General features: G+C 65.8%; 11 protein-coding genes. All 11 read right to left on the bottom strand.

All coding sequences use genetic code 11. The annotated features are described in order from the left end of the window. Positions 1–19: 19 nt before the first annotated feature. Positions 20–2,398, bottom strand: a complete 2,379-nt coding sequence (locus OKW45_RS22860) for an ATP-binding protein (RefSeq protein ID WP_429471307.1) — start codon at positions 2,396–2,398, stop codon at positions 20–22. 328 nt (positions 2,399–2,726) lie between these two features. Further along, a complete protein-coding gene (locus OKW45_RS22865) occupies positions 2,727–3,893 on the bottom strand; it encodes a glycosyltransferase family 4 protein (RefSeq protein WP_018418024.1) in 1,167 nt (388 codons plus the stop codon). A 70-nt stretch (positions 3,894–3,963) separates the two neighbouring features. After that, a complete protein-coding gene (locus OKW45_RS22870; protein WP_429471309.1) occupies positions 3,964–5,193 on the bottom strand; it encodes a glycosyltransferase family 4 protein in 1,230 nt (409 codons plus the stop codon). Continuing rightward, positions 5,190–6,692 carry a glucose-6-phosphate isomerase gene (locus tag OKW45_RS22875; RefSeq protein WP_184003589.1) on the bottom strand — a complete coding sequence of 501 codons (1,503 nt, stop codon included), beginning with the start codon at positions 6,690–6,692 and terminating at the stop codon, positions 5,190–5,192. Before OKW45_RS22875 ends, OKW45_RS22870 begins: the two co-directional genes overlap by 4 nt. Positions 6,693–6,695: 3 nt before the next feature. Next, positions 6,696–7,856 carry a glycosyltransferase family 4 protein gene (locus tag OKW45_RS22880; RefSeq protein WP_429471311.1) on the bottom strand — a complete coding sequence of 387 codons (1,161 nt, stop codon included), beginning with the start codon at positions 7,854–7,856 and terminating at the stop codon, positions 6,696–6,698. After that, entirely contained in the window at positions 7,853–8,794 is a 942-nt protein-coding gene (locus OKW45_RS22885; RefSeq protein ID WP_429471313.1) for a glycosyltransferase family 2 protein, read from the bottom strand. The genes OKW45_RS22880 and OKW45_RS22885 overlap by 4 nt, the downstream gene beginning before the upstream one ends. Positions 8,795–8,850: 56 nt before the next feature. After that, entirely contained in the window at positions 8,851–11,049 is a 2,199-nt protein-coding gene (locus OKW45_RS22890) for a polysaccharide biosynthesis tyrosine autokinase (RefSeq protein WP_429473346.1), read from the bottom strand. A 136-nt stretch (positions 11,050–11,185) separates the two neighbouring features. Continuing rightward, the gene (locus OKW45_RS22895; RefSeq protein ID WP_429471315.1) at positions 11,186–12,391 is read right to left on the bottom strand and encodes a polysaccharide biosynthesis/export family protein; all 1,206 of its coding nucleotides are present in this window, start codon (positions 12,389–12,391) and stop codon (positions 11,186–11,188) included. Further along, positions 12,385–12,840: an arsenate reductase/protein-tyrosine-phosphatase family protein gene (locus tag OKW45_RS22900; protein ID WP_429471317.1), complete on the bottom strand. Its 456-nt coding sequence runs from the start codon at positions 12,838–12,840 to the stop codon at positions 12,385–12,387. The genes OKW45_RS22895 and OKW45_RS22900 overlap by 7 nt, the downstream gene beginning before the upstream one ends. 33 nt (positions 12,841–12,873) lie before the next feature. Beyond that, positions 12,874–14,319 carry a UDP-glucose dehydrogenase family protein gene (locus OKW45_RS22905; protein WP_184003582.1) on the bottom strand — a complete coding sequence of 482 codons (1,446 nt, stop codon included), beginning with the start codon at positions 14,317–14,319 and terminating at the stop codon, positions 12,874–12,876. Between the two features lie 80 nt (positions 14,320–14,399). After that, positions 14,400–15,797, bottom strand: coding sequence for an undecaprenyl-phosphate glucose phosphotransferase (locus tag OKW45_RS22910; RefSeq protein WP_429471320.1), 1,398 nt, complete (start codon positions 15,795–15,797; stop codon positions 14,400–14,402). Positions 15,798–15,841: the final 44 nt, after the last annotated feature.

Consider the following 15,841-nt stretch of genomic DNA (forward strand, 5'->3'; position numbering starts at 1 on the left):
CGTTCAATCCATCAGGCCATCAGCCTGCTACCGCGTCCGCGTCACGCTCGCGCGCTGCATCGGCGGACGCGTCGAGACTGTCCACCGCCCAGTCCTCGGGGAACGACACGACGGTCTGAAAGCGGCGATAGTCCGCGCCGCGACGATCGTCGGTGAAACGCAATTCGATGCGGCCATGCTCGCGCCGCACGAAATCGCGCACGGCATCCATGCCGACGCCGCGGCCCGAAATCTCGCTGACGGTCTGCGCGGTCGAGAAGCCGGAACGGAAAATCATCTCGGCAATCGCTTCGTCGCTGAGCGCGGCATCGGCTTCGATCCAGCCGCGTTCGATCGCGGCCGCACGGATTTTCGCGAGCGCGAGACCGCGGCCGTCGTCGCTGATGGTGATCTGCAGCGCGTGATGGTCGACGCCCACTTCCAGTTCGATGACGCCGGCCGCGTCCTTGCCGTTCGCGACACGCTCGGCGGCAGGCTCGATGCCGTGGTCGACCGAGTTGCGCAGCAGATGCGTGAACACATTGCGCAGCGTATGGCTGACCTCGCTGCGCACGCGGTAGCCGTTGTTGTCGATGCTGACGACTGGCGCTTCCTTGCCGAGTTCGGCCGCCAGAGACGGCAGCGAGTCGAGCACGCCCGCGAGCGCTTCGTAGATCGATTCGGTGCCCAACAGACGCAGTTCGCGCTGCAACGATTCGCGCATCGACACGAGCGCTTCCCGGTCGGCCGGATCGGCGCTTTCGAGCAGATCCAGCTGCTTCTGGATCAACTCGCGATCGACCATCAGGTAGCGATCCACCGCGCCGCTCTGGCCCGGCCCCTTGCGGCCGAGGCTCACTTCGTTGATCGTCGCGTAGGTTTCGAGCGCGGCCTTCACGCGCTGCAGATCCTCGATCAAAAGCTGCTGGTCCCACGCTTCGCTGCTGTCAGCGCGGCGCAATGCGTCGTAGCGCTGTTCGGTTTCGTGGACGATGCCGGTCAAGTGCTGAAGGCTGTACGTGCGCGCATTGCCCTTGACGGTGTGCATGTTGCGGAACAGCTCGGCGACGGCTTCGTGACTCGGCTCGTGATGCTGACGGATGATCCGTTCGTTCTCGCTGATGAAGCCCGTGGCGCTTTCGACGAAGTGATGGAACTTCTCCTGACTCACCGCGAGAATCTCGCCGATCATTTCCAGCCGGCGCTTCTGTTCGCCGGCCTCGGCGGCGAGCGCGCGCAGTTCGGTCACGTCGCGCACGCACAGCATCAAACGCAGCACGACGTCGTGTTCGTCGGTGATCGCCGACCAGCTCAGGTCGAGCGTCTTCACGCGGCCATCGGCCATCGGCTTGGCGATCTCGTTGACGAGCAGGTGCTGGTTGAACTCGAAGTTCATGCTGTCTTCACCGATGCATGCCTGCAGCGCCGCTTCGATCTGTGAGAGCGCATCGCTGTTGATATCGGTGCCGCCGAACACGAGATCGAGCAACGGACGGCCCGCAATCTCGCGCGTCTCGAAGATGGCCTCGAGATACGCGGAGTACTCCGGATGCACGACCACGCCTTCGACCACCGTCAGAATCCCCTGCTGCATGTTTTGCAGCATCGCCTGGATATCGGCGGTCTTCTGCTTCAGTTGCAGCGAGCTTTGCTGGATCTTCTCGATCATGCCGTTGAACGCGACGATCGAATGACCGATCTCGTCCATGCGTCCGACCGGCACGCGGCGCGTGAAGTCCTGACTCGCCGCGATCTCGCTCATCTCCACCTGCATGCGGCTCAGCGGCCGGGTGATCTGGCGATACAGCAGTGCGCTGATCAGCAACAGCACGACGATGGCCGCGCCGGTCGCGGCGCCGATCGCAGTCGTCGTCGTCGCGAGCGCGCTGTTCAGTTCGTCGATCGCGGCGTCTTTCTGGCGGTTCTTTTCGATCCGCAGCGTCTCGACGATGCCTTCGAGTTCATCGCGGTATTGCGCGACGTTCGCGAACAGATAGGCCTGCGCGAGTTCGTTCTTGCCGTCGGCCTTCATCTTCGCGGTGTCGTTGACCGCGTTGAAATAATTCGCGAGGCTGTCGCGCGCCTGGCTCACGAGCCCGGTTTGGGCCTGACCTTGCGCGGCCTTCGCCTGCACGTCGAGCGCCGCCTGCAACGACGCTTCCTTGCTCTTCAGCAGGTCCTGAGCCTGCGAGACCATGTTCGCGTCAGGCGCATAGACGAGCGTCATCATCGCGAGCTGCACGTCCTTGACCTGCGATACGAGGTCTGCCGACGCGAGCGCGCTCGGCACGACGCCCTGGGTAACCTGCCTGACGTTGGCGGCGCTGTTGCGGGTCTGAAGCACAGCGTATCCCCCGATGGCGGATAGCGCGACAAGCATCAGAATGACGAGAAGCGTGATGCGGTGGCGGATGGTCATCTGAGAATCCCCGAGATCTGAAAATACAAGGTCCCCGCTTTTTGGCGGGACGCCCGTGTGTTTTTGTACTTTCGGGCGCGGGGATTATCGTCGCGGATGTGTGACGTCAACGTGACGAAGTCGACGCGGGGCGCCACGTTTCAGGGATTTGAAAAATAAGGGCGGAAAATCGCGGCTAAGGGCTGATCCGGGCTCAAGTTCAACAGAAACATGCCGTTATTTGTGGCCCATTTTTTTCCCGATCTTGCGGCGACATGAGCGCGAGGCCCGAACGCAGCGATCCGAGCCTCGCCCTTTTTTCATTCGATTGAACCTTCCCCGCTGCGCTTCAATGCAGCACGTTCCCTGCAATCGCTTCGGCATACACTGCCGCGACCCGCTTCGCGATCACCGCGTTATCGAAGCGTTCGCGCGCATAGCGGCGGCATGCATCCGCATCGGGCAACTTCAGCGTACCGTTCAGCGCGCCGGCGAGACCTGCGGCGATCGCAGCCGCGCCGGTCTCCGGCAACACCAGATCGGGCGACAATCCCGCCACCGCCTCGGGCAATCCGCCGACCGGCGTCACCAGCACCGGCGTGCCCGACGCAAGCGATTCGACCGTGATGAGCCCGAAGCCTTCCAGCGCGACGGTGGGCACGACGCTGAGATTGGCCGCGCGATACAGCGCCGCCAGATGCTGATCGGGCACGAAACCGAGCAGCTTCACGTTGTGTTCGAGCCCCGCGTCGGCGATGCGCGCCTCTAGTTCACCTTCGAGCCGACCCTTGCCCGCGATCAGCAGCAGCACGTCGGGCGCGCTGCGTTTGAGCAGCTTCACCGCATCGATCAGATCTTCGAGACCCATGCGCCGCACCAGCCGTCGCACCGCCAGCACGATCGGTCGGTCCTGCGGCAATTGCAGACGCAGACGCGCCTCGGCCTGCGTGATCGGCAGATTGAACTGCTCGACATCGACGCAGCCCGGCACCACGCGCACGCGCTCCGGCGAGATGCCGTAGCGCGTCGTGAGAATCTTGCCGAACGCGTCGGACAGGACGATCAACCGCGACGAACGCGCGTATACCGACTGCTCCAGATAACGCTTCGCGCGCTGACCGAACGAATCGGCGCCTTCGACGTGGCTCTCGTCGGCCCACGGTCCCTGAAAATGCGACACCTGCGGAATGCCGCGCGTCACGTCGAGCCCCGGAAACGTATAGAGCGCGAAGTGCGACGAAATCACATCGGGCCGCGACGTGCGGATTTCGTGGCGTAGCGCGCGGCGTGCCGCCATTAGCCGCAGCGGCAGCGATTGCGCGGCGGGGCCGAAGCCGTTGATCGCGCCACCGGTATCGGCCGCGACTTTCGGCGAGCCGGCGACGACGCCGCGCACCGCGACGCCCGCGCCCGGCAGCGCGCCGACCAGCGAGTAGTACATGCGGTCGAGGCCGCCCGCGCGTTCGGGAAACCAGTGCATCCCGATCTGCAGTGATTTGATTGAGCCAGTCGTCATGATGGTGTGCCCCTGTGTGTTGCTTGCGGTGAGTTGCTATGTGTGGACGTGGATGGCGCGCTTCGCGCCGTCATTCCACGCTCTTCTGTCCGGCGAGATGGTTCAGCGTCAGCGCATCGTTCTGCGCGACGACCGTCGCTTCCGTCTGGCTGCGCCGGCGGTTTTCCTGCTGCCCGGCCAGCTGCCGGTACAGCGCGATGTATTGCGCGGCCATGCGCGCCCAGCCGAAGCCGGTCGCGAGTTCGCTCGCGGCTTTGCCCATCGCGTGGCGCGCGCTGTCGTTGCCGGCGAGTTGCGCGACCGCGCGAGCGAGCGCTTGCGGGTCGTCGGGATCGTCCAGCACGATGCCGCACTCGGGCGTGATGATCTCGGCGCCGCCGGCCGTGCGCGCGGTCACGACGGGCAGCCCCGCCGCCATCGCTTCGAGCAGCGACAGACTCATTGCTTCGTAGCGCGACGGGAACACGAACGCGTCGACCGAATGCATCAGCACTGGCATCTCCTTCACGAGCCCGAGAAAATGCACGCGATGCGCGATGCCGAGCGCCTTCGCCTCGTCCGGATACGGGCTGCCCGGCAGAAAGCCGGCCACCGCGATCTGCACATGCTCGGGCAGATGCTTCAACGCGGCGAGCACGGTGCCGAGATTCTTGCGCGGCGTGCGCAGATCGCCGACGAACAGCAGCAGGAACACATCGTCTGGTAACCGGAACTTTGCGCGATCGCCGCTCGCCGCCGCGAAGCCCTGCGTGTCGACGCCGTTGTAGATGACGTCCACGCGGTTGCGCGGCGTGAGACCGATCGCGCGGATTTCGTCGGCGACCTTCTGCGACACCGCGGTGATCACCTTCGAGCGCCGGTACGCCCACCGCTCGAGCAACGCGTTGCAGCGCGTATAGACCGACTGGTACGCGGACCACACGCCCTTCGTGAGACCGAACGGGTAGTACTTGCTCGCGAACCAGCCGCTATGCACGAAATGCGAGGTATTGACGTCGGCGCGCATCCACGTGATGAAGCCGTTCACGTGCAGCACGTCGTAGTCGCGGCGATGCGCGCGCAGCCACAGTGCGCTCTTCGCCGCGAACACCTGCTGGCGCAGCAGATTGGTGGGCCACCAGCGGCCGATCTTCACCGGCGCCCAGCGCACGTTAGGATGCGCGAGCAGCTCGGGCGCCACATGCGACGCGACCAGCGTCACGCGGATGTTCTCGTCGAGCGCCGCGCGCGCGATCTCGTGGTTGACGCGCCCCTGGCCGTCGTTATGGCGCACTACGTGCGTGACAATGGCGACTCTCAATCCGTGCCTCCGTGGAGAAATAGCGTGCGTGCGCGGTTCATTTTTTCGTGGTGAACCGCGGAAAGAATCGAAAAAGCGCCCATGAAAAGCAACAGGCCGCCGGTGCCGACCAGCGAGTTCGTGAACACGAGCATCGCGAAGGTCGCAAGACACAGGCTCAGGCACGCGGAGACGAACTTGTCGTCGCGCAGCCTGAACGAGCCGAGCACCGCGCGCGTCAGCAGCCACACGATGCCGGACATGTACAGCAAGGTGCCGGGCCAGCCGAGCACGAACGGAATGTTCATCACGCCGCTGTCGAAGTTGCCGTACTGGCCGAGCTGGCCGCCGTCGTTGGAAAGTTTCGTCGAGGTGCCGGTCGCGCCCATGCCCTCGCCCGAGACGTCGGTAAACGCGGTCTTCGCGAAGGTCGCGTAGAACTCGTTACGCGCCGCGTAGCTCTGGTCGTCGTGCAGGTTGACGATCGTGTCTAGCCGCGCTTGCATTCGTTCGGCCACCGGACCGACCGCCAGCAGCGGCACGCACAAGCCGGCGAGCAGTACCGCGCTCGCGACGATGCGCACGCGCACCTTGTTGTTCGACTTCACGAGCTGGATCAAGAGCGCGATGACCCAGCCTCCCCACGTCGAGCGCACGAGGCTCAGCGCGAACGAGAAGAAGCCGAGCGCGGCGGCGATCCAGCGCACGCGATGCTGCGCGGCCATCACGAACACCATCGCGCCCATCATCGCGAACGCGAACGGACCCGACGAGTTCATCGTGCTGAACACGCGTACGCCCATCGGCACGGGGTCGCCCTGCGAGTTCATCTGCGAGCCGAGCATCCACAGCGCGTCCCACGGCGGCATGATGAAAAACTGGATCAAGCCGTAGCCGCCCATCACCAGCATCCCCCAGATGAACGTGTTGATGATCGTGTCGCGATACTGCGGATACTGGCGCGTGTGCGCCATGATGTGAAAGCCGATCAGGATCGGATAGAGCCAGTTCGCGAGGTCGTAGGTGGCCGCGAGCGGGCCGCTCGACATCACGCCGATCAGGAACGCGTAGATCAAGCCGAGCAGGATCAGCAGCACCGGCAAGCCTCGGCGCTGCGCGAGCAGCCGGTAGTAGCGTAGCAGCGACAGCCCGCTGATCATCGTGACGGCGAGCGGCGCGACCTGGATCAGGCTCGTCGGCGTGAACGCGCCCTTCGACCAGTCGGCGAGACGCCGCACTTCAGGGCTCAGGAACCACAGCCACCACATGAAGCCGATGTAGCGCGCCGGGCTCTTGAAGTAGAGCCACAGGCCCGTCAGGATCGCCAGCACCGGAAACGCCAGCGTGAGCACCGTGCCCTGATGCGCGACGATCAGCACCGCGGCGATCAGCCACAGCAGGAGCGGCGGCAGCCATTCTCGCGGGCCGCCTGACAGCAGCCCGCTCGCGGCGTGTTTTGCAGGGGCGGCGTTGGCCGCGCCTGTCGGCGGCAACGGGTTCGCGCGCGGAATCGTCGACATCGCTTATAGGCCTCCGCGCGATTCGCGCGCGGGTGCGGCGGGCTGCGCATGCGTGGCCGCGCCGGCGTGCGCGCTCGCCTGCCCGCGCGCGCTCAGCATCTCGCGCGTGATCCGCACGTGCTGCATCGCGTAGTGCTGGGTGGTCAGATCGCGCGCGAGCAGACCGGCCGCGGCTGCCTGCGCCTGGCGCAGCGCTTCGGTGGGCTCCGCGGCGAGGCGGTCGACCGCGGCGCGCAGCGCCTCTGGATTGAACGGCGGCACGTAGGCGGCTTCGTCGGCGGGGAAATAGTCGCGCAGCGCGCCGACGTCGGTCGCGACCATCGGCTTGCCGACCGCCGCCGCTTCGAGCATCACCGTGATACCCGACGCGTGCGAGTTCGGCCGCAGCGGCACGACGATCACGTCGGCCCAGTCGTACAGCTCGTGCTGCTTTTTGATGCCGGAAAACAGCGCGATCTCGACATTCGACGCGCGCAGCGACGCGGGAATGCGCCGCCGCGTCGCGAGCTTCACCGTGTAGCGCGGATCGCTGCCGAACGCCTTGATCAGCGTCTCCCAGTCGCGGTCGCGATCGTTGCCGATCGCCGCGATGCGCAGCGGCGTGCGCGGCGTCCAGTGCGTCGGCGGGGTGACCGGAAAGTCCCGCGTGTTCAGGCCGTACAGCAGCGGCGTCGCGTCGCGATGAAAATAGTCCCGGCACAACCCGGCGTTTTCGCTCGCGAGCGTGGTCAGCCGATCCGCCCGCGTCATCAGCTTGCGATACAACCAGCTGCGCACGATGCCGTACGACGGCCACTTGTCGAGCAGCCACACGCTTTGCGCGAGCAGCAGCGGCGACGCGCCCGGCCCTGCCTTGCGCCCGCACAGCCGCAGCATCAGCGCGGCGGACAGCCATTCCTGCTCGGTATGCGTCCAGATCACGTCCGAGCGCAGCATCTCCGCCCGATTGCGCCACGTATGGATGAAATCGAAGCCGAGCGCGGCCTTCAGCGCGCGCCGTACGAGCCGCACGGGCCGGCTTTCGCGCGCGTCCTGCGAATAAGTCAGCGCGAACGCTTCGGACTGCGCATGGTGATAACCGTACAGGCAGCCGATATCGTCGCCCTTGCGATAAAAACGCGGATCGGCGCCGTAAAAGAGATGAACGTGAACCTTCGTGCTCATGCGGACACTCCGCTCTTCGACAGCGCGCGCCGCGCCTCATGGGCGCCTGCGCGAACCTCGCGCCAGCGCGACAGCCTCAACTGCGCCTGCTTCGACAGCAGAGCGAGCGCCGCATGGGTGAGGCCCGGATAAAGCCGTGTGCCGACCAGCGTCCACCACCACCACGCGGCTTCCCGGCGCAGCGGCGGCAACTGGTCGCGCAGGATCAGATGGAAGTTGAACGCGGCGTTGCGCAGCGCGGCCATCGTCTGCGCGTCGCGTTTGTCGTCGTCGAAACGCTCGGCCGGGAAATGATCGACCGCGATCTGCGGGTCGTACACGAGCTTCCAGCCCGCGTTTTTCACCGCGAGGCTGAACGCCATGTCGTTGTGCACCTGCGCGCCCGCGCCTCGCAGACGCGCGTCGAAGCGGATCGTGCGCACCGCTTCGCGCCGGTAGCTCATGTTGGCGCCCTTCAGGATGTCGACCTCGCGCGCCGCACCGACACCCAGATGATGATTGCCGATGATCTTGCCGTGCGCGGTCACCTTGCCGACCAGCGGCCGCTCGCCGTCGAGCACGCGGCCTTTTTCGTGCACCCAGTCGCGCCCGCCCAGCGCGCCGAGGCGCGCATCGGCTTCGAACGCGGCCGCGATGCGCTCGACCCAGTCGCGGCGCGGCGCGGCGTCGTCGTCGGTGATCGCGATCACGTCGCCGCTCGCGGCGTCGAGCCCGCGATTCAGTGCCGCGACCTGGCCGGGTATGTCCACCGGCGCGATCACGAGCGGCAGGCGGCCGCCCGTGGACGGATCGCGCAGGCACGCATGCGTCGCGTCGTCGTCGACGCGCGCGACCACGATCACTTCGTCGGGCGCGCGCGATTGCCGTTCGAGCGCCGCGAGGCAGCGCGCCAGATCGGCCGGGCGGCGATAAGTCGGTACCAGTACCGTCAGTTTCATCGTGATGTCCTCTGTTCCTGTCGTGCAGAAGTCGGTGCTGGGCTGCGGAGTCCGCGTCACGTGCTCAGGTATGCCTGAGTCGCCGCGTAGCCGCGGTCGTAGCCGCCCCGCGTGCGCGCCGGCATGCCGTTGAAGATGCCGCCCTGCACGTGGACGCCCGCCGAGCGCAGGCGTTTCAGCGCATCGGCCAGCTCGAGCTCGCTGTGCATGCCCGAGCGCATCACGAAGAACGTCGAGCCCGCATACGCGCCGATGATCGACGCATCGGTCACCGCGAGCACCGGCGGCGTGTCGATCAGGATCACGTCGTAGCGCTTCGCGAGGCCGTCGAGATACTGCGGCAGACGCGGCGACATCAGCAGCTCGGACGGATTCGGCGGACGGCGGCCGCACGAAATGAAGCTCAGGCCTTCGATGCTCGAACCGCGAATCGCCTCCTCCAGCGAGATCTGGCCGCTCAGCAACTCGGACAGGCCGTTCTCCGGCAGACCGCCGATCTGACGTTCGAGCGTGCCGCGCCGCATGTCGCCGTCGATCAGCAACACGCGCTTGCCCGAATGTGCGAGCAGCATCGCCAGGTTCACGCTGAGGAAGCTCTTGCCGACGCCGGCCATCGGCCCCGTCAGCATGACGATGCGGTTGCGCGCGTCCATCAGCGTGAACTGCATCGCGGTGCGCAGGCTGCGGAGACTTTCGATCGTCACGTCCTTCGGCCGCGCGTTCGCAAGCACCGGACGCAGCCGTTCGCCGCCCCGTGCATAGCTGTTTTCGAGCTGCACCTGCTCGGCGCTTTGCGGCACGAGGCCGAACACCGGCAGATGGAACGCGCGCTCGACGTGATCGGGGTCGTCGATGCCCTTGAACAGATTGCGGCGCAGGAACACGAAACCGGTGCCCGCGATCAGCCCGAGAATCACGGCCGCCGAGATGATCAGCATCTTCTTCGGCTTGACCGGCGCCCCGGGGCGCAGCGCGGCGTCGACGATATGGACGTTGCCGCCGGTGCCCGCCTTCTGCACCGACAGCTCCTGCACGCGATTGAGCAGCAGCACGTAGATGTCTTCAGCGACCTTCGCGTCGCGCTGCAACTGCACGGCCTTCACTTCGGTGGCCGGCAGATTGCGGAAACGGTCCGCGTATTTGGTGCGCTCCGCCTGCAATTCGGCCATCTGCTGACGCGCCGCGACGAGCGTCGGATGGTCGTCGCCGTACCGCTCGGCGAGCTGCGTCATCTGCAGACGCAACGCGGCGATCTGCTGCTCGTATTGCACGCTGCCTTCGAGGTAGACCTTCGCCTCGTCGCTCGCGTTGATCGAGCCGGACTGACGTTGATAGGCGGTCAGCGCGGCCTCGGCGCGTTCGAGATCGGCCTTCAGGCGCGGCTCCTCGCTCTTCAGGAAGTCGAGCATCTTGCTCGCGTCGGCCTGCTTGTTCGACACGTGCTCGCGCAGATACGACTGCGCGAGCGCATTGGCGACGAGCGCCGCATGCTCGGGGCTCTTGTCCTCCAGCGAGATCTGGATCACGCCGGTCTGCTTGCCCTGCTCCTGCACCGTGATCGACGACTGGAACGCGGTGATCGCATCGAGATCGTTCGAGCGCACGATGGTGAACTCCTGCCCGGGGCGCGCGACCAGCGTGTTGACGACCATCGTCACGCCCCCGCCCTGCGCCTGCTGCCCGACCTGGCCGCGCAGCAGCAGCGAGCCGTTCGGCGCGAACAGTTCATAGTGCTGCGCGTCGATCACGCGCAGCAGCAGCTTCTCGCCTTCGAGCGACGGCGTCACGTCGATCGAATCGACGTCGACTTTTTCTCCGCCCCATGCGTAGGACGTGAGCCCCAGCCACGCGCGCGCGGGCTGGCCCGGCGTCGCGAGGCGCGCGGCGATGCTGCCGAGCAGCGGGATCGTCTTCGGCGTAACGCTGAAGTTCAGCTTCAGCTGCTGCACGACCGGCGCGACCACCCCACGGCTCTTGATGATTTCGATCTCGGCGTCGGTCGGCAGCGACGTCGAGCCGCTGGTGATCGCGGCGCCGGTCTGCGTTTGCGTGAGCGCCTGCGACATGCTGTCGGACTGCTCGACGCGCACGTGCGCATCGGCCGAATAAGTCGGCCTGGCGAGGTAGCAGTACGCGACCGCCATCGCGACGATGATCGCGGTGATCGCGAGCAGCCACCAGATGTCGTCGAGGATCACCTGCACCAGTTGTCCGAGGACGACGTCTTCTTCTTCGGTCTTGATTGGACCAGCCATGTGTGGAGAGAGTTGATTGCTCACTGTTCCATCCCGTGTCGTTGGCTTCGGCTTTCGCGTCAGCGGTACTGCTGCTTTCGTTGCGCGTCCCGCACCGCCCGGACAACAGCGGCGCGGGACGTTACAGCCCAAACGTTCAGCGCGTCAGTTGCTTCAGATAGAACAGCGTCTGCACGCTCGGCAGCACCTGCTGCAACACACGGTTGAACGTGGTCGACGCGGCGGTGCCCACGTACACGACGTCGAGCGGCTGCAACTGGAACTGCGAGGACAGCATGATCGAATCCGGCTGCGTCATGTCGAGGCGGAACACCTCGGGCGTGGTCGGATGCTCGCGCATGCCGCGCATCACGTAGATCTGGCGCGGATTGGCGTCGGTGTTGAGGATGCCGCCCCCTTGCGTGAGCGCGTCGGCGATCGTCATGCGGCCGCGCGCGATCGGCACCTGGATCGGCGTCTTCACTTCGCCCATCACGAAGATGCGGCTGTCGGTGCGGTCCGGCACGTTGACCACGTCGCCGTTCTGCAGCATCACGTCCTGCGTGGTATCGCCCTGATCGAGCATGCGATCGGCATTGAGCACATAGAGCTTGTGGTTGCGCGTGAGTCGCACGCGCTGGATGTCGGCGTCCGGGTTCGTGCCGCCCGAGCGCGTGATTGCGTCGACCAGCGTCAGCGGCACGTCGCTGACCGCGAGCGGTCCCGGCTGCTTCACTTCGCCCGTGACCTGCACCTTCTTGCCGCGATACGACAGCACGCGCACGTCGACCTGCGGATTGCGGATATATGGCACGAGGCGCGCGGCGAGCTGATCGCGCAGCTCGGTCGTGGTCTTGCCCGCGGCCTGGATGCGGCCGACGAACGGGAAAAAGATCGTGCCGTCGGCGGCGATGGTCTGGCCGTACGGATCGGCCTGGCCCGGCAGCGCGGCCGTATACGGCTGCTGCAACGCACCCGCGATCGTCTGCGTGGTATTGCCGCCCGAGGACAAGGTACTGCCCTGCGGCGTGGTCAGCTCGGGGTGATCCCACACGGTGATGCCGAGAATGTCCTGCGGCGCGAGGTGGTACACGTACAGCGAAGGATCGGACAGCGCCGACGGCGGCAACGGCTGGGTTTTCGCGGCGGCGGCTTGCGCCTGCGCCATGATCAGGTTCGCGTCGATCAGATGGACCGGATAGGTTTCGCTCGGCGCCTGATCGTTGTCCTTGAGCCGCGACGTGTCGAGGTAATTGCCCGGTGCGGTCGCGCAGGCCGACAGAAAGGACGTCAGCAGAAGTGAGGCGGCGAGCTTCGTGCGCAAGCTCGCGAATGAGTTTTCGATGCGGGGTTTCTTCAGCATATTTTTTTCAGCCATCCCATGACCAGATGTTCGATGAGCACGAGACTCTCCCTGTATTCGTCTTCCGCGCCGCCGTGCGGATCGGCGACGTCCGAATCGGCTTCCCACTTGCCGAGCGGATAGACCTTGCCGCGCGCGGACGGATCGAGCGCTTCGACCTCGCTCACCTGCGCGCGCTCGGTCACCAGCACGAGATCGGCCGCGCGCACGAGCGAGCGCTCGAGGCGCCGCGCGTGGTGAACGCCGGCCGCGACGCCGCGCTCTTCGAGCAGGCGCCGCATCACCGGGTCCATGGCGTGGCCGTTCACCGCACGAATGCCCGCCGAATGAAACGCGATAGGTGCGGCCCCCGAGCGCGGCGCGCGCGCCTGGCTCGCCTTGAACAGCATCTCGGCGGCGGGCGAGCGGCACACGTTGGCGTGGCACACGATCAGAACGTTGTCGAACATGGCGGACTCTCTCGCGCGGCGATCGCGGCGGCTTCAGCGGCCGGAGGCTGCCGTCGCGGCGAGGTCCGCCGCCTGCATCGAACCTTTCGCGCCGACACGCGCCGGCGCGTTGCGCAACGCATGCCGCCGGCCGATCGCGTGATACTCGATGCCGAGTTCGAGCAGCACGTCCGGCTCGTACAGATTGCGGCCATCGAAAATCAGCGGGGTCTTCAGCATGCGCTTGAGCGCATCGAAATCAGGACTCTTGAAGACCTTCCATTCGGTCAGGATCACGAGCGCATCGACGCCGCTCGCCGCTTCCATCTCTTCACTCACGAACGAAAGTCGCGCATGCTGCTGCGGCACGTCCTTCAGATCGAGCGCGAGCACGCGCTTCGCTTCGTCGATCGAGACCGGGTCGTAGGCCTTCACGCGCGCGCCGCGGCCCAGCAGCCCGGCGATCAGCTCGCGGCTCGGCGCCGCGCGCATGTCGTCGGTGTTCGGCTTGAATGCGAGACCCCAGACGCCGAACGTGCGGTCCGACAGATCCTCGCCGAGACGCGCGACGATCTTCTGCGCGAGGATCTGCTTCTGCGCATCGTTGACCGCTTCCACGGCTTCGAGAATGCGCAGGTTCGCGTTGTGATCGGCCGCGGTGCGGATCAGCGCCTGCACGTCTTTCGGAAAACAGGAACCGCCATAGCCGCAACCCGCGTAGAGGAAGTCATAGCCGATGCGCGGATCGGAACCGATGCCGCGGCGCACCGCCTCGATATCCGCGCCGACGCGATCGGCCAGATTCGCGAGCTCGTTCATGTACGAGATGCGCGTCGCGAGCATTGCGTTGGCTGCGTACTTGGTGAATTCGGCCGAACGCACGTCCATATACAGCGTACGCTCGCGATTGCGGTTGAACGGCGCATACAGGCGCTTCATCAGTTCGCGCGCCTTTTCGCCGGGCACGTCCTCGTCGCAGCCGAGCACGATGCGATCGGGCCGCGTGAAGTCTTCGACGGCCGCGCCCTCCTTCAGGAACTCCGGATTCGACACGACCGAGAACATCTGCTCGACGCCGCGCGCGGCCAGTTCGGCGGCGACCACTTCGCGCACGCGCGAGGCAGTGCCGACCGGCACCGTCGATTTGTCGACGATCACCTTGAAGCCGGTCATATGGCGGCCGATGTTGCGCGCCGCCGCGAGCACGTATTGCAGATCGGCGGAACCGTCCTCGTCGGCCGGCGTGCCGACCGCGATGAACTGGATGTCGCCGTGCGCGACCGCGGCCTCGACGTCGGTGGAGAACGTCAGGCGCTTCGCGCGGCGATTGCGCGCGATGATCTCCTGCAGCCCCGGCTCGTGGATCGGCACGCCGCCGTTGTTGAGCACGTCGATCTTGCGCGCGTCGACGTCGAGACAGAACACGTCGTGGCCGATGTCGGCCAGACACGCGCCGGTCACGAGGCCGACATAGCCGCTACCGATGATCGTCAGGTTCATGGATTGCACCTCGGTAAAAAAGTTGATTCAGGAATGCGCTCGCGCGATGCGTGGCATCGGCGCGGCCCGGCGCCCCGCGTTCAATAGGCGTTGCTGCCCGCGAAGCCCTTCCACAGCGTCAGCACGACGATCTTGATGTCGAGCCAGAAGGTCCAGTGCTGCATGTAGTACAGATCGAGCTTTACGCGGCCCATCATCTTTTCGATGCGATCGGTTTCGCCGCGATAACCGTTGATCTGCGCCCAGCCGGTAATGCCCGGCTTGATCCGGTAGCGGTACATGTAGCCCTTCACCAGATCCTTGTAGATGTCGTCGTGTTCGAGCGCATGCGGACGCGGACCGACCACCGACATCTCGCCGCGCAGCACATTGATGAACTGCGGCAGCTCGTCGAGGCTGGTGCGGCGCAGGAACGCACCGACCGCGGTGATGCGTGGATCGCGCCGCGTCGCCTGGGTGATCTTGCCGGCCGTTTCCTTGTGGACCTTCATCGAGCGGAACTTGAAGATCTCGAACTCGCGGCCGTCGATGCCCTTGCGCCGCTGGCGGAAGAACACCGGCCCCGGCGAGCTGAGCTTCACCATCAGCGCGATCGCGAGCATCAGCGGCGCGAGCGCGGTCAGCGCGCCCAGCGCGAACACACTGTCGAACACGCGTTTGGGCAGCACGCGCAGATCGGTGATCGGCGAGGCGGCCAGATTGATCGCGGGCACGCCGAGCAGCTCGACCATCGGCTGATTGAACAGCGTCAGGCTGCCGACGTCCGGGATGAAGCGGATGTTTACGAAGTCGTTGCGCAGATCCATCACGAAGCGATGGATCGCCTTCTCCTTCGAGATCGGCAGCGCGAGCCACAGCTCGCGGATCGCGCGCTGCCGTACCAGTTCGATCATGCGCTGATAGTCGCGCTCGACCGGCACGCCCGCGACCGCGTGCGCCGCGTCCGGGTCTTCGTAAGGATTGATCGTGCCGTCCTCGTCGAACACGACCACGGGCTTGAAGCCAGCTTCGGGACGGCCGAGCATCTGTTCGATCAGGAAGCGGCCGTACGGCGCGCCGCCGACGATCGCGACCGCGCGCTGATTGAAGCCTTCGCGGCGCAGCCCGCGCAGGATCGAATAGACGATCACCTTCGTGACGACCAGCAGCACGATCGACGCGAGCGCCCAGTAAACGAGCCACAGCCGCGACAGGCTGTCGGCGCGGTGCACGCTGAAGCTGATCAGCACGCCGGTCACTTCGACCATCAGCCAGCCGCCCGTGACGCGCGACAGCAGATCGTAGAGCGGCTTGCCGCGCCACGACTGATAGATGCCGAGCGCCGGGAAGAACACCACCACGAGCAGGCAGCCGAACGCAAGCGACACGCTTTGCATATCGTCGAGCCATACCACTCTGCCGCTGTGCACGCCCGCCGCCAGCACCGCGGCGAGCGCGACCATGGCGATGTCGATGATTCTCGCTAGAACGCTCAGCATGCGCCACCCCTCTGTTCGTCAGTCAAGTGCGATCCGTCGGTTGG

The sequence above is a fragment of the Paraburkholderia lebeckiae genome, from assembly GCF_050436225.1.
In the GTDB taxonomy this organism is placed as follows: Bacteria; Pseudomonadota; Gammaproteobacteria; order Burkholderiales; family Burkholderiaceae; genus Paraburkholderia; species Paraburkholderia tuberum.

What these genes read in the sequence shown, in the direction of transcription:
- OKW45_RS22860 (WP_429471307.1), bottom strand. Translation starts at nt 2,398, where the DNA reads ATGACCATCCGCCACCGCATCACGCTTCTCGTCATTCTGATGCTTGTC.
- OKW45_RS22865 (WP_018418024.1), bottom strand. Translation starts at nt 3,893, where the DNA reads ATGACGACTGGCTCAATCAAATCACTGCAGATCGGGATGCACTGGTTT.
- OKW45_RS22875 (WP_184003589.1), bottom strand. Translation starts at nt 6,692, where the DNA reads ATGTCGACGATTCCGCGCGCGAACCCGTTGCCGCCGACAGGCGCGGCC.
- OKW45_RS22880 (WP_429471311.1), bottom strand. Translation starts at nt 7,856, where the DNA reads ATGAGCACGAAGGTTCACGTTCATCTCTTTTACGGCGCCGATCCGCGT.
- OKW45_RS22885 (WP_429471313.1), bottom strand. Translation starts at nt 8,794, where the DNA reads ATGAAACTGACGGTACTGGTACCGACTTATCGCCGCCCGGCCGATCTG.
- OKW45_RS22890 (WP_429473346.1), bottom strand. Translation starts at nt 11,049, where the DNA reads ATGGCTGGTCCAATCAAGACCGAAGAAGAAGACGTCGTCCTCGGACAA.
- OKW45_RS22895 (WP_429471315.1), bottom strand. Translation starts at nt 12,391, where the DNA reads ATGCTGAAGAAACCCCGCATCGAAAACTCATTCGCGAGCTTGCGCACG.
- OKW45_RS22900 (WP_429471317.1), bottom strand. Translation starts at nt 12,840, where the DNA reads ATGTTCGACAACGTTCTGATCGTGTGCCACGCCAACGTGTGCCGCTCG.
- OKW45_RS22905 (WP_184003582.1), bottom strand. Translation starts at nt 14,319, where the DNA reads ATGAACCTGACGATCATCGGTAGCGGCTATGTCGGCCTCGTGACCGGC.
- OKW45_RS22910 (WP_429471320.1), bottom strand. Translation starts at nt 15,797, where the DNA reads ATGCTGAGCGTTCTAGCGAGAATCATCGACATCGCCATGGTCGCGCTC.